We start from the raw sequence: 13589 nt of genomic DNA, 5'->3' as shown, positions 1-13589 counted from the left end.
TCCCGAGGACGATGGCACTCTTTTTTCACCAAACTTGTGCATAATTCAGGCTAAGTGCAAGCAGCTTGCCGCAAATGTCGAGGCTGCGCTGAAGGAATTGAATATCGATGCCGCGATTTCCAAGGTGACCGATATTGACAGGATAACAGAGTACGGGGTCATGATCACTCCCGCACTGGCAATTGACGGCAAGGTGATTTCCGCGGGGAAAGTGCTGACTAAGGACGAGATCAAAAGAATTGTTGTGTGAGGGGCGGTGCGATGGACGGTGAATGCAGACAGCGCATTCGCCGCCGAAGCAATAGGCCGACACAAAAACAAATGGAGTCCTGACATGGCAAGAAATATTTTTCTGACACTGAGCTTCCTTGCAGTAAGCATGCTTTCCTTTGCAGCGGATAAGCCTTCAAACACCAAAGTCCGTGCATATCGACTACCAACGAAAGTCTTTGCATATTATTTCTACACCAATGTGCGTTGCCCCACCTGCCACAAACTGGAACAGTATTCCAAGGCGGTCATTGACAGCAGCTTCAAAGACGAGCTCGCTTCGGGAAAGCTTGAATTCAAGGCGATCAATGTAGAGGAAAAGGGAAACGAGCATTTCACCAAGGACTACAAGCTCTATACAAAGTCACTCGTCATTTCGTTGGTCAAAAGCGGCAAGGAAGTGAAGTCAAAGAATCTTACGAAAATCTGGGAATACGTGGGGAACAAGGAGAAATTCTACAAGTACGTAAAGGACGAGATCGCGGGTTTCCTGAAGGTATCATAATGGACAGCGTTCTTGCAGGTCTTGCCTATGCACTCTGGCTGGGCATTCTGACTTCTATCAGCCCTTGCCCACTGGCCTCAAATGTCGCCGCGATTTCCTTTTTGTCCAGAAAGATAGGCCACCCAAAGGCGATATTTCTTTCCGGCTTCGCCTACACAGCAGGCAGGATGGTTGCATACGCAGTTCTGGGATTCATCATCATAAACTCACTTCTGAGCATCCCTGCGCTGGCGAATTTCCTGCAGCGGTACGTGAACAAGGCACTTGGCCCAATTCTGATTCTCAGCGGTCTATTTCTATTGGGTATCCTGAAATTCAACGTCCGAACTGTTTCTCTGTCTGAAAAACATCAGGATAAGCTTGCGGGATCCGGCATTGCAGGGGCATTTGTCTTAGGTCTGATATTTGCCCTGGCATTTTGTCCGATTTCTGCGGCACTGTTTTTTGGAAGCCTTATTCCGCTGGCCCTCAGTAATAGACTCGGTGCGACTCTGCCTCTGGTGTATGGCGTGGGGACTGGTCTTCCAGTCTTGATATTCGCTTTCGCCATCGCACTAGGGGCAAAGTCGTTGAATCGCTGGTTCCAGCGTCTGACGAGGCTCGAGTATCATGTGAGGAAGGCCACGGGTATCATATTTATCCTCGTTGGCCTGTACTATGTGCGGACTTACTTGGTCAGAGTGTTCTGACGACAACCTGGGAGAATACGTGACTAGCCCAACCAAAAAGAGACTTTCATTTGTGGATCGTTTCTTAACACTGTGGATCTTCCTGGCTATGTTTGTCGGAGTCGCAGGTGGTTATTTCTATCCGGGCGTGAGGGATGTGATCAACCACTTTCAAAGAGGAACGACCAATATCCCAATTGCCATCGGGCTCATTCTCATGATGTATCCGCCCCTGGCAAAAGTGAGGTATGAGGAAATGGGGAAGGTTTTTCGCGACAAAAGAGTGCTCGTCCTCTCGCTCATTCAGAACTGGCTCATAGGCCCTGTTCTGATGTTCATTCTGGCAATCACGTTTCTTTCAGGCCATCACGAATACATGGTCGGGCTGATTCTTATCGGTCTTGCAAGGTGCATCGCAATGGTAATCGTTTGGAATGAACTGGCAGGCGGGGATCGCGAGTACTGCGCCGGGCTGGTGGCGTTCAATTCAGTCTTTCAAGTCCTTTTCTTTTCTCTGTATGCCTACCTCTTTATCAGCGTCATGCCCACGTGGTTCGGCTTGAAGGGAGTCGCCGTCAAAGTCTCGATCGGACAGATTGCTCAGAGCGTATTCATTTATCTGGGCATCCCCTTTATTGGAGGCATTCTATCACGGTTTGTCGGCTTGAAAACAAAAGGACGTCAATGGTATGAAAACCAGTTCATTCCCAAGATTGGTCCGATCACGCTGGCAGCGCTGCTCTTCACCATCCTGGTCATGTTCTCGCTGAAGGGAGAATACATTGTCCAACTTCCCCTTGATGTGATACGGATTGCCATACCGCTTTGCGTCTATTTTGTAATTATGTTCTTTGCGTCCTTCATGCTTTCCGTGAAGGCAGGAGCCACTTATGCCCAATCTGCAACACTGAGTTTTACGGCGGCATCCAATAACTTCGAACTTGCAATTGCTGTGGCTATTGCAGTTTTCGGCCTCGATTCCGGAGAAGCTTTTGCCACGGTGATTGGCCCCTTGGTTGAAGTCCCCGTACTAATTGGCCTGGTCAATGCGGCATTCTGGCTCAAAAGGAGATACTTCATCGAATCGGCTTGATTTTCTGCGAAGACTTGTTGGGGAGGGACCCACCGGACAGAGGTTAACTGTTTGGTGATGACGGGGTCTACTTGTTAGTACCGACAATATAGGGTCTGGTGAGGCACCAATGAAAGTAGTACGAAACGATTGGCAGGAAAGGAGGGTAGCATGAAGAAGATTGGGATAGCAGTCACAGTGCTCTTGCTGGCAGGTCTTGTGCTCGCTTCTGAGTCGTTCGCGCAACCTCCTATGGGGGGAAGAACGGGGCGGGCGAACCCGGGTGCGAGGATCTACGACGTGAATACCGTGCAGACAGTCGCTGGTGAGATACTCACCATCGAAACCGCAACGAATGCGAAAACAAGAGGTGGTTATGGCGTCGGTATCCATCTACTTGTGAAGGTAGACAAAGACACTCTCTCGGTGCATCTTGGACCTGCCCAGTTCATGGCAAGGCAAGGTGTGAAGTTGGAGGTGAAGGATCGCATAGAAGTGCGCGGGTCGCGGGTTACCCTTGCAGGGAAGCCGACTATAATCGCTGCAGAGCTTAAGAAGGGAGACAAGACCGCGCGGCTGAGGGATGAAAAGGGTTTCCCTCTTTGGGGTGGCGGAGCAAGACGGCGCTAATCAGATCAGAGCTCGCGCAGGCCGGCCGCCACAGCCGGGTTGCGTAACGTTCAGGTCCGGCACCACAGCAGGCAATCTCGGCGTGCAGCCGACGGGCGAAACGTGGTAACATCAAGTGAGTACCAGGCCCACGGCTCACGCCGCACTTTTTGTGTGCCAGGCCGCCGGGCGCAGCGTGGGGAGGTAGCCGACGAAGTGGTGTACGGAGTTGTGAAGGCGATGAGCCGTGAGTTGGCTTTCGTGGGAGGGATGGGGGACCCATCTTGGCGAGCAAGGTGGGGATACCCAGCCCCTTAGAGGCTGGGGGGAGTAAGGATTCCCCGCCTGGCGAGCCTGTAGACGGGTCATCCCGGAGCGGAGCCAGCAAACGCTCATTCGCCGGTACACGATGAGGGAGAACGCGGTTTGCTCAAAGGTACGCTATTCGACATAAGAAGATATTCGATTCACGACGGGCCGGGGATTCGCACTACGGTCTTTTTCAAAGGTTGTCCGTTGAGTTGCTGGTGGTGCGACAATCCCGAGAGTCTTGCCCCCACGGTTGAGTTAATCTTTCGCAAGAACCGCTGTATTCGGTGTGAGGCATGCCTGACTGTCTGTGAGCAGGGTGCAATCGCATGGAATGGCGCAGGGCCGGTCACCGACGTGATGAAGTGCGCCCGGTGCGGGAGCTGCGCTCTCGTCTGTTACGCTGACGCTCGGGAATGTGTTGGGCGAGACTTGACCGTGGACGAGGTGATGGCTGAGGTCCGGCGCGACGCCGCTTTCTATGACGAGTCCGGCGGAGGAGTGACTCTGTCTGGAGGCGAACCCTTGCAGCAACCGGATTTCGCGCTTACGCTTCTTCAAGCCTGCAGGGGAGATGGGATTCACACCGCTCTTGACACGTCGGGATTTGCCCCATGGGAAGTGATGGATAGAATCCGGCCATATGCGGATTTGTTTCTATATGACTTGAAGCTGGTGGACGAGATCAAGCATAGGAAATTCACCGGTATGTCCAACGATTTGATTCTGAAGAATCTCCGGGCGCTTTCGCAGTGCGGACATAACATTGTTGTGCGAGTGCCGGTCGTGCCTGGCATAAATGATGATGAGGAGAATATGCGCCAAATCAGAGATTTCCTGGCTGCCCTGCCTCATCTGGACGGAATAAACCTCCTGCCCTATCACAATCTCGGAGTTGACAAGTACGTCCGTTTGAACCACATATACAGGCTGCCTGACACCCACTCACCCTCGACCGCGAGGATCGGAGACATTGCTCGTCTTCTCACGTCTGCAGGATTGACTGTGAGAATCGGAGGATGACGCACGATGAATGAAAGGGTCGTCCGGTTGAGGCAGCAGAGTGTTGATGCCAAGCCCTACATCTCGACCGAGCGGGCGGAACTCATGACTGAGTTCTACAAGAAACACGCAGGATTGGCGTCTGCTCCGATGCGCCGGGCCCTCGCCTTTCAGCACTTGATGGAACGCAAGACGATCTACATTGGGCCCGGTGAATTAATCGTCGGGGAGAAAGGCCCGGCACCCAAGGCGGCGCCGACTTTTCCTGAACTATGCTGCCACAGTCTCAGAGACCTGGATGTGCTCAATTCGCGGGAGAAAATCCCATTTGCGGTCAGTGCCGGGGCCCGGCAGGTCTACCGGGACACTATCATCCCGTTTTGGCACGGGAAGTCCATGCGCAATATCATATTCCGCGAAATGACAGAGGACTGGAAGGCCGCCTACGAGGCCGGCATCTTCACGGAGTTCATGGAGCAGCGTGCACCTGGACACACCGTGCTGGACGACAAGATCTATCGTAAGGGCTTCCTCGAGTTCAGGAAGGACATCGAGCGCTCCCTGGAAGGGCTTGATTGCGTGAATGACCGTGAAGCTCAAAGCAAGCAGCAAGAGCTCAAGGCGATGCTTATCTGTGTCGATGCGCTGATTCGCTTTGCGGAGCGTCACGCCGGGAAAATCAGAGAAATGGCGCAGCAGGAAGCCGATCCGCACAGGAAGGCCGAACTGGAACGGGTCGCTCAAGTCTGCTCGCACGTTCCTGCGCATGCGCCGCGAGATTTTTGGGAGGCGCTCCAGTACTACTGGTTCGTCCATTTGGGCGTGACGACCGAGCTGAATACCTGGGATTCGTTTTGTCCTGGTCACCTGGACCGCCATCTGAATCCATTCTACAAGAAGGGTCTGGAAGACTGCTCGCTCACACATGAGGAGGCCGAGGAGCTTCTGCAGTGCCTGTGGATAAAGTTCAACAACCAGCCTGCGCCGCCAAAGGTCGGAGTCACAGCCGCGGAAAGCGACACCTACACCGATTTCTCCCAGATAAATTTGGGCGGCACTAATGAAGACGGCTCAGATGGCGTCAATGAGCTTACCTACCTGATTCTGGATGTCATTGAAGAGATGCGGCTCGTGCAGCCAGCATCTTCGATTCAGGTGAGCAGAAAGAATCCTGATGAATTCATCAATCGCGCGGCCAGGATTATCCGTACCGGATTCGGGCAACCGGCAGTTTTCAATGCCGACCTGATTGTCGAAGAGCTCGTAAGGCAGGGCAAGTCTGTGATCGATGCACGGAACGGCGGCACGAGCGGCTGCGTTGAGACCGGAGCTTTTGGCAAAGAGTGCTATATCCTGACGGGCTATTTCAACATGCCGAAGATTCTTGAACTCACCCTGAATAATGGCATTGATCCCAGGACAGGCCAGAGAATCGGCCTCGAGACCGGTGACCCGGTCAAGTTCAAATCATTTGAGGAATTCTTTGGGGCTTACGAAAAGCAGTTGAAGCATTTCGTTGATATCAAGGCGCGCGGGAACGATGCAATCGAGCGGCTCTACTCCAGACACATGCCTGCGCCATTTCTTTCGCTGCTGATTGACGACTGCATTGCGAATGGAAAAGACTATCACGAGGGCGGTGCGCGTTATAACACGTCATACATCCAGGGCGTTGGTCTGGGCACCACGACCGATGCGGCGACCGCCATCGCGTATCACGTCTTTGACAAGAAGACACTGGCGATGGAGACATTGCTGGAAGCGTTGCGGACCGATTTTGAAGGCCAGGAACGCCTGCGGTTGATGCTCATGAACAGAACGCCCCGCTACGGCAACGATGACGATTACGCCGACAGCATTATGGTAAAGTTGTTCGAGGCCTATTTTGGCGCGATTGAAGGCCGCAGGAACACCAGAGGCGGCACCTATCACATCAACCTCCTCCCGACAACCGTCCATGTGTACTTTGGCTCAGTGGTTGGCGCTACACCCGACGGCCGAAGATCCCGGGAACCGCTCTCTGAAGGCGTCTCACCGGTCCAAGGCGCAGATCGTCGCGGACCGACGGCGGTGCTTAAATCCGTTTCCAAAATGGATCATGTACGCACAGGGGGCACGCTCCTCAATCAGAAATTCACTCCGCAGTTACTCGATGATGAAGTGGGGCTGGACAAGCTGGTGAAATTGATCCGCACCTATTTCAAGCTGGATGGTCATCACGTCCAGCTCAACGTCGTGGATGCTGCAACGCTGCGTGCCGCGCAAGAGAATCCTGAGCAGCATCGCGATCTCATCGTGCGGGTAGCGGGCTACAGTGATTACTTCTGTGACCTTAGTAAGGCACTGCAGGACGAGATTATTTCACGAACCGAACACAAGGGATTCTGAAACCAATCGTCATCCTCAGTTACTGACATGGAACTCATCGTCGCACTACTGAAAAGTGTTTCACAGACAGATTGCAGGGTCAGCAATGTCTGCGTGGGGCTGCACTGGACCATGGTTGAAAGCAAACATGCCGGAATGACCCACACCTACAAGACCGGCAAGAAAATCGAGCTCCGTGATGCAGGAAACTTCATCGGCATGAGTGCCCTGGAGCTGGCAGGCCGGATCAAGGACTGGGAACCTCTGGAGGCAAGCTTAGGCCTCGCTGCAATTAATTCGCTGATAGACCCCGTTGGTGAGAGGTCCAACGTTGATGACCACATATTGAAAACTGCCCGCGGGAAAACAGTGACCGTGATAGGCAGGTTTCCTTTTAATGATGAAGTTGTTGCTGCCGCAAAGCAAACATTTCTGCTTGAGATCGAACCTGCGAAGAATGAATTGCCCTTCTTTGCCGTCGAAGAGGTCATACCGAAGTCGGATGTTGTCGTCGTGAGCGCAACGGCTCTCATAAACAAATCGATGCAAAGGCTATTGGAGCTTTCCAAAGGTAAGGAGTGCATTGTGCTGGGACCGAGCACGCCCATGAACGATGTACTTCTCAAGTTCGGAGCCAGCGTCACTGCAGGCGTGAGAATTGTGGAGCCCACGGCTTTGGCAGCGAGTATCATGCAGGGAGCGAAGTCTTTCAGGAAGCTGGCCGGAATAGAATCCATCGTACAATTCCGGTGATACTGATTTCTGAAGAGGGAATTGGATGAAAGCGATGGTGCTCACTAAACTCTGCAACCTTGAGGAGAACAAATTTCCTCTGAGTCTGACAGAGTTGCCTGTTCCAGTTCAGGGGGAGAACGAGATTCTGGTGAAGGTCTCAGCCTGCGGAGTGTGTCACACCGAGCTGGATGAGATTGAGGGCAGGACACCCCCGCCGCATCTGCCGGTTGTCCTGGGGCATCAGGTAGTCGGGAAGGTGGCTGCGGTTGGAAGCAAGGCAAGCGGCCTGCAGGTTGGAGAACGGGTTGGAATCGCCTGGATTCACTCAGCTTGCGGCAGGTGCAAGTTCTGTCTTGATGGGAATGAGAATCTGTGCGCAGATTTCAAGGCAACAGGGCGGGATGTGAATGGCGGGTACGCAGAGTACATGACAGTCCACGAGGATTTCGCCTATCGTATTCCTGACATTTTCTCTGACACGGAGGCAGCACCGCTTCTCTGTGCCGGTGCGATTGGGTATAGGTCGCTAAGATTGAGTGGTCTTAAGGATGGGCAAAATCTCGGCCTCGCGGGATTCGGCGCGTCAGCTCACCTTGTACTGATGATGGCGAAGAGACTGTATCCGGATTCGAAGGTGTTCGTATTTGTAAGAAGCGCGGAGGAACGATCATTCTCGCGGGAGCTTGGAGCGTATTGGGCAGGAGGCCACGAGGAAGAATCGCCGGAGAAGTTGGCCGGCATCATTGATACGACGCCTGCATGGAAGCCGGTGGTGGAGTCGTTGAAGAACCTGGAACCAGGCGGAAGACTGGTGATCAACGCCATCCGGAAGGAAGCGAGTGATAAGGATTATCTCCTGCAATTGGATTATCCGGCTGACCTCTGGCTGGAAAAAGAAATCAAGAGTGTGGCCAATGTGACCAGGAAGGATGTGCGTGAGTTCCTGGCATTGGCTTCTGAGATTCCTCTGAGGCCCGAAGTTGAAGTGTTTGCTTTGGACGAAGCGAACGAAGCATTGGCCGATCTCAAGATGAAGAAGATTCGCGGCGCAAAGGTTTTGAGAATCTGATCATTGCCTCTCTCCTTGGGGAGAGGGTAGGGTGAGGGGGCAGAGATTTCGGGTCCCAACGTTTGCTCCCTACGTGTTATTATGCAAAAAGATATGATATTGAGCGGGATCGGGCGCAGCACACTCTGGTTTAAGGTCTATGCACTTCGGTAATCTTCTGCCTACACTTCAGATTGCCATCGGTCCGGTGATCCTCGTCTCCGGGGCGGGACTGCTGCTGCTCTCCATGACGAACCGCTTTGGCAGAATTATTGATAGATCACGCGAGGTATCAGAGGCACTGCGTCAGGCTCCCGGGAGTGACGACAAGCGACTGACATCACAACTTGGGATTCTGGTCCGTCGCGCTCATCTGATCCGGATTGCCATTGCTCTAGTCACGCTGAGTGTGCTTCTTGCAGCGGTGCTCATCATAGTCATATTCCTGACAGCACTCTTTCAGTTGGAGGCGGCGCCAATGATCGTGATTCTGTTTACCGCCTGCATGGCTTCATTGGTTGGTTCTCTGGTGGTCTTCATGAAAGATATCAATGTGTCCCTGGCCGCCTTTGAGCTCGAGACAAAGTTGGAGGATGAGGCAAACAATGAGAAAACAGGAAAGCGATAGTTCAGGATCCGTTTTTCTGAGCGGAAGAAAAGTCTATTTGCGGCCCATGGAAAAGGATGATTTGCCTTTGCTTCGGAAATGGACAAACGACGCTGAGATCAGGGAGCTGATCGCTGAAGTCTCCCCGACGAGTTCTTCCGGCATGGAAGAGTACCTTGAGAAGATTCGAAGAGATAGTAACAGGGTGTGGTTTGTGATCGTGCTTAGAGAAAACGATCGGATAATAGGCGAGTGTGGACTCTTACGCATGTTTCATCCGTGGCGCACGACCGATTTGAGTATTTTCATTGGGGACAAGAAGGCGTGGGGAAAAGGCTATGGCACTGAAGCGCTGTACTTGCTGCTCGATTATGCTTTTGGCTCGCTTAACTTCCATCGAGTGGCTTTCGGCGTCGTTGGATCAAACAAGCAGGCGATACGCTTCTACGAGAAGGCCGGCTTCAAGCGAGAAGGCGTTCAGAGAGACGGATATTATTTCGATCATGCGTATCAGGATTTCGTGATGATGAGCATGCTGGAAGACGAGTTTCGTGCGAAATACAGCAAAACACCCAAGAAGCGAAAGTGAGACCGGGCTGACACCGGCTTCCGACGACTGTTCTGCCACTGATGCTGTGCCCCGTGTAGACCTAATGTGAGGGCAACTGTCCTACCAGACCAACCATGAACCGGCTCAAAAGGATGCAATTCTGGGGAAGACATCCCGATGATGATTATCTTGTCCTGGAAGTACTGCGAGGCGAAAAGACAGCAACCGTCTGCAAAGCCGACAAGTACTTCCTGCCTGAGGGCGAGTTTGACGACGGCGGCTGGGAGATTGATGACCTGGTTGAGGTCTATGACCTGAGAGGGAGATTGCGGTGCATTGTCAGGGTCACTGATTTGTACAAGGTGCGATTCGGTGAAATTCCGGATAGATTGTGGCTGGCCGAAGCATGCCGTAACGCCGAGCATTTCAAACAGGCGCACAGGGAATGTTGGCCTCAGTACAACCTTACCGATGATTTCGAAATGATGGCCACGCACTTTGAGCTAGTGGAGATCAAATGAATTCAGGGCCAGGGTGGTTGGTGATTTCGGAGGACTGCCTGTTTCTCCAGGTCTCAATGGCCTGCCTGGCTTTCTGTTCGAACTGTTTGTGAACCGTAATCTTCCTGACAATATGTGAAGTTTGAAGATCTGCCCCTGCTTGGCCTCAGAGCCACCCTCCACTTGGCCTAAGAGCCTATGTGAATGTTGACGATATGACCGGAGTTTGTTTTTCATGCTTGACAGAATATCTGATCTGTTGCATATTTGCATTAGAATTGCAAAGTTGCAAATAAAGACACGGGGGATACTTTATGTATATCAACCGAGACATTGAACTCGTAGTAAAACGCGCCGCAAGACAATTTCCGGCTTTGATTGTCACCGGACCAAGGCAATCAGGCAAAACCACTTTGCTGAAACATCTTTTCTCCAGAACCCACAAGTATGTGTCAATGGACAACCCGGACATAAGACTTTTGGCAACGGACGAGCCATCATTATTTTTCGAAAACTACCCTCCGCCTCTGATAATTGACGAAGTCCAATATAGTCCTGAGATTTTCTCCCATATCAAAATCTTAGTTGATAGTAAGAGGGCTAAGAGGGGGCAATTTCTCCTGACAGGTTCGCAAAGTTTTCCGTTAATGGCGAGAGTCAGTGAGTCTCTAGCGGGTAGAATCGCTGTCTTTACACTGTTGAGTCTCTCGCTTAAAGAGCAATTCAAACACCCAAGGAGACTCGGTATATCCAATCTCAAGAAACGAGCTTTGACAGGCGGATTCCCGGAAGTCCTTACAAGGCGGAACATAGATGCTCAGTTATGGTTCTCAAGCTACCTCCAGACATATCTAGAAAGAGATATTAGGCAATTACGGTTAATTGGGGACCTCACAGATTTTCAGAGATTTCTGCAGCTTCTTGCTGCTTTCAATGGCCAGGTCATGAATCTCTCAAGCTTATCCCGAGACCTTGGAGTTGCGGTTAATACCATAAGATCCTGGATTTCAATCCTCGAGGCAAGCGGACAGGTCATTTCTATCAAACCGTTTTATCTAAACAAGGGCAAAAGGATTATCAAAAGCCCGAAGATATACTTCTTGGACACAGGACTTCTATGCCATCTCTTAGGAATTGTATCTACTGAGCAAGTTTTCAGGGGTGTCGGCGCTGGGCAACTGTTTGAAGCTATGGTTTTGGGAGAAATCGTCAGAGACTTTCATAACCGTGGTGTAGTACCGAGAATCTTCTGGTGGAGGACTTCCTACGGAGAAGAGGTGGATTTCGTCTTGGAGCACAAAGGAAGAATCATCCCCATTGAGGTCAAACTGAGTTCTAAAGTCAGCCTGAATATAGCCAAGAGCCTTCTTTCATTCTGCAAACTGTTTCAAGAGAAAATTGATAATGCTTTTATAGTTAATCTGTCCAATGAAAAATTGCTCCTTGATAGAAGAATAGTTTCGATTCCTTTCGCTGAGTTCATAGAACATGACATTCTGTAGGCCGGGATGTTCGTGGCAACAAGGGTGGATTACAAATAAGAATTTGCTTTCCGGTTGCAAGCCCGAATGAGCATCTTTGTCTCGATATTCGCATCGGGTATAGTCACGAGTCCTAGATCGTGACTCAGAAAGATGTCGGGGAGGGCTTGAGAGTGCGGGATATTCTCCTTTGGGGTTCGTGCTGTCCTAATCAGTCACGCAGTCACGGTCATCCTGGGGTAGGGTGTGACGGGCACCTGGAGTTCAGGAGCTATGCCGGTCTTGGATGCCTTGCCATCCGCCGGTTCTCCATCGCTCCAAGATGATCAATGAATACATTTAGAGGGGCAACAGTTGCGCCTTTTCCGGCGGGATAGGATTCTCTTACCGGAGCGATAACCCAAACGTCCTGGAGCTTCAGGTCCTCCACAGCGTTCCAAGAGCCTCGACCAAGATTCGGCGAGGTCGATACCTTGCATTCCACGGCTACGCGCCTTTTCCCTTTTTCAAGGATCAGATCAATCTCTGAGCCTGACGCAGTGCGATAGAAAAAAGCATTCCAGTCGGGGAAAAGTGAAAGAACGTTTTCCACAACGAAACCTTCCCATGAGGCGCCATAGACAGGATGGCCCAGCAGATCGTTCTGGTTTTCAATGCCGAGGAATGTATGAAGCAGGCCGGAATCTCTGACATATATCTTGGGTGACTTAACCATCCTCTTCTTAATAGGATACTCTCCCCGCCAGCGTCTCAGAGCTCTGTCGAATCAGGTTGGGTGAAGCGGACCCGATTCGAGCGATCCTATGGGTCCCCAAGATTTCATGTGGCTGGGAGGGGGGACCCTTGAGACCCCTGCCACGCCGCCGGTTTTCGACAAGAATACAGGCAGAGCTAATCCGATTCCAACAAGCATTGAGCCCCACGTGACTCGAAAGCGGAGATTGATTCCCTTGGTGGCATATAGCGCCAACCTGGCTTATACTCTCCCGGACTGCCTGAGTGAGATGGAGAAGATTCGAACAGAGGCAAAGACTGTCGCAGCCGGGCTGCGCGAGAATGTAAAGGAGTGTCTCTCATATGAAATACTTGTTGTTCTCCGGTCTTTTGCTGTGTCTGACTTTGCCGGCATTGGCAAAGCAGCCTGCACGCGAAGCCATCCACGATATCTACTATTTGCAAGACCAACGATCCCTTGGTGACGAAAGACTGTTTCGGCACTTGCATGACGCCCGACCTGAGGTTGCCCTTAGGGCGGCCATTGCATTTGGAAATATTCAGGATACGTCGCAGGCGGTCGTTGAGCAACTTGGGGCAGCGCTGCTTGATGCAGGTCCGGACGTTGCAAAGGCAATTGCATTCGCCCTCGGCCAACTTGGCCCCAATCGTTCGGTCGAACAAGCAATAGACAGGGGGCTTGAGAAACGGGAGGAGCCCGGTGTCAGAAGCGAGCTGCTCGAATCGCTCGGAAAGATTGGGGGAGAGGCATCACTGCGAGAGGTGGCAGCGGAATTCAAGATGATGAGTGATTCTCTCATCGATGGCGGAACTGCGCTCGGCATTGCCAGATTCGGCCTGCGCGGAATCAAGAATCGAGAGGCGACTGCGGTTATTGCTCGACTCGCACACCATGAGCATCCAGCGGTTAGATCACAGGCAGCGTATGCTTTCTGGCGAATAGGCGACCCGGAGCTGCTTAAGGAACACGGTGACACTATTATCAAGCTTGCCTCCGATCCTGCAGCAGACGTCCGTATGTTTGCCGTCAATGCGCTTGCCCGGCTGGAGGATAGTGAGAAAGTGACGTATGCCTTGCTAGCCTGCTTTATGCATAAACTTACATGAACATGGTATCGAGTGCCACAAGTT

The 13589-nt window shown here is 52.0% G+C and carries 15 protein-coding genes; 14 read left to right on the top strand and 1 reads right to left on the bottom strand.

Going from position 1 to position 13589, the window contains the following annotated elements; all coding sequences use genetic code 11:
• The 13 genes from QME66_10725 to QME66_10665 form a co-directional block, all read left to right on the top strand.
• A partial coding sequence (locus QME66_10725) for a thioredoxin family protein (protein MDI6809439.1) occupies positions 1–250 on the top strand: 250 nt, incomplete at its 5' end.
• 84 nt (positions 251–334) lie between these two features.
• Positions 335–775, top strand: a complete 441-nt coding sequence (locus QME66_10720) for a nitrophenyl compound nitroreductase subunit ArsF family protein (GenBank protein ID MDI6809438.1) — start codon at positions 335–337, stop codon at positions 773–775.
• A complete protein-coding gene (locus QME66_10715) occupies positions 775–1464 on the top strand; it encodes an aromatic aminobenezylarsenical efflux permease ArsG family transporter (GenBank protein MDI6809437.1) in 690 nt (229 codons plus the stop codon). The genes QME66_10720 and QME66_10715 overlap by 1 nt, the downstream gene beginning before the upstream one ends.
• A gap of 19 nt (positions 1465–1483) precedes the next feature.
• Positions 1484–2536: an ACR3 family arsenite efflux transporter gene (arsB, locus tag QME66_10710; protein ID MDI6809436.1), complete on the top strand. Its 1053-nt coding sequence runs from the start codon at positions 1484–1486 to the stop codon at positions 2534–2536.
• Between the two features lie 150 nt (positions 2537–2686).
• Positions 2687–3145, top strand: a complete 459-nt coding sequence (locus QME66_10705) for a DNA-binding protein (protein ID MDI6809435.1) — start codon at positions 2687–2689, stop codon at positions 3143–3145.
• Positions 3146–3550: 405 nt separating this feature from the next.
• Positions 3551–4456: a glycyl-radical enzyme activating protein gene (locus QME66_10700; GenBank protein ID MDI6809434.1), complete on the top strand. Its 906-nt coding sequence runs from the start codon at positions 3551–3553 to the stop codon at positions 4454–4456.
• A gap of 6 nt (positions 4457–4462) precedes the next feature.
• Entirely contained in the window at positions 4463–6823 is a 2361-nt protein-coding gene (locus QME66_10695) for a glycyl radical protein (protein ID MDI6809433.1), read from the top strand.
• 27 nt (positions 6824–6850) lie between these two features.
• Positions 6851–7555 carry a DUF364 domain-containing protein gene (locus tag QME66_10690; protein MDI6809432.1) on the top strand — a complete coding sequence of 235 codons (705 nt, stop codon included), beginning with the start codon at positions 6851–6853 and terminating at the stop codon, positions 7553–7555.
• A 25-nt stretch (positions 7556–7580) separates the two neighbouring features.
• Entirely contained in the window at positions 7581–8606 is a 1026-nt protein-coding gene (locus QME66_10685; protein MDI6809431.1) for a zinc-dependent alcohol dehydrogenase family protein, read from the top strand.
• 139 nt (positions 8607–8745) lie between these two features.
• Entirely contained in the window at positions 8746–9213 is a 468-nt protein-coding gene (locus QME66_10680) for a DUF2721 domain-containing protein (GenBank protein MDI6809430.1), read from the top strand.
• Positions 9191–9781, top strand: coding sequence for a GNAT family protein (locus QME66_10675; GenBank protein MDI6809429.1), 591 nt, complete (start codon positions 9191–9193; stop codon positions 9779–9781). Before QME66_10680 ends, QME66_10675 begins: the two co-directional genes overlap by 23 nt.
• A gap of 95 nt (positions 9782–9876) precedes the next feature.
• Entirely contained in the window at positions 9877–10263 is a 387-nt protein-coding gene (locus QME66_10670) for an ASCH domain-containing protein (GenBank protein ID MDI6809428.1), read from the top strand.
• Between the two features lie 293 nt (positions 10264–10556).
• Positions 10557–11744, top strand: a complete 1188-nt coding sequence (locus QME66_10665; GenBank protein MDI6809427.1) for an ATP-binding protein — start codon at positions 10557–10559, stop codon at positions 11742–11744.
• Between the two features lie 250 nt (positions 11745–11994).
• Here the strand turns inward: QME66_10665 and QME66_10660 are convergent, their stop codons facing one another.
• Entirely contained in the window at positions 11995–12450 is a 456-nt protein-coding gene (locus QME66_10660) for a DUF4143 domain-containing protein (GenBank protein ID MDI6809426.1), read from the bottom strand.
• A 350-nt stretch (positions 12451–12800) separates the two neighbouring features.
• Here QME66_10660 and QME66_10655 point away from each other — a divergent pair, with 350 nt between their 5' ends.
• Complete coding sequence (locus tag QME66_10655; GenBank protein MDI6809425.1) at positions 12801–13565, top strand: HEAT repeat domain-containing protein; 765 nt, start codon at positions 12801–12803, stop codon at positions 13563–13565.
• Positions 13566–13589 lie beyond the last annotated feature (24 nt).

Source organism: Candidatus Eisenbacteria bacterium (assembly GCA_030017955.1).
In the GTDB taxonomy this organism is placed as follows: domain Bacteria; phylum Eisenbacteria; class RBG-16-71-46; order JASEGR01; family JASEGR01; genus JASEGR01.
Note: the sequence above shows the minus strand (reverse complement) of the source record. Positions and strands in the feature narration are given on the sequence as shown.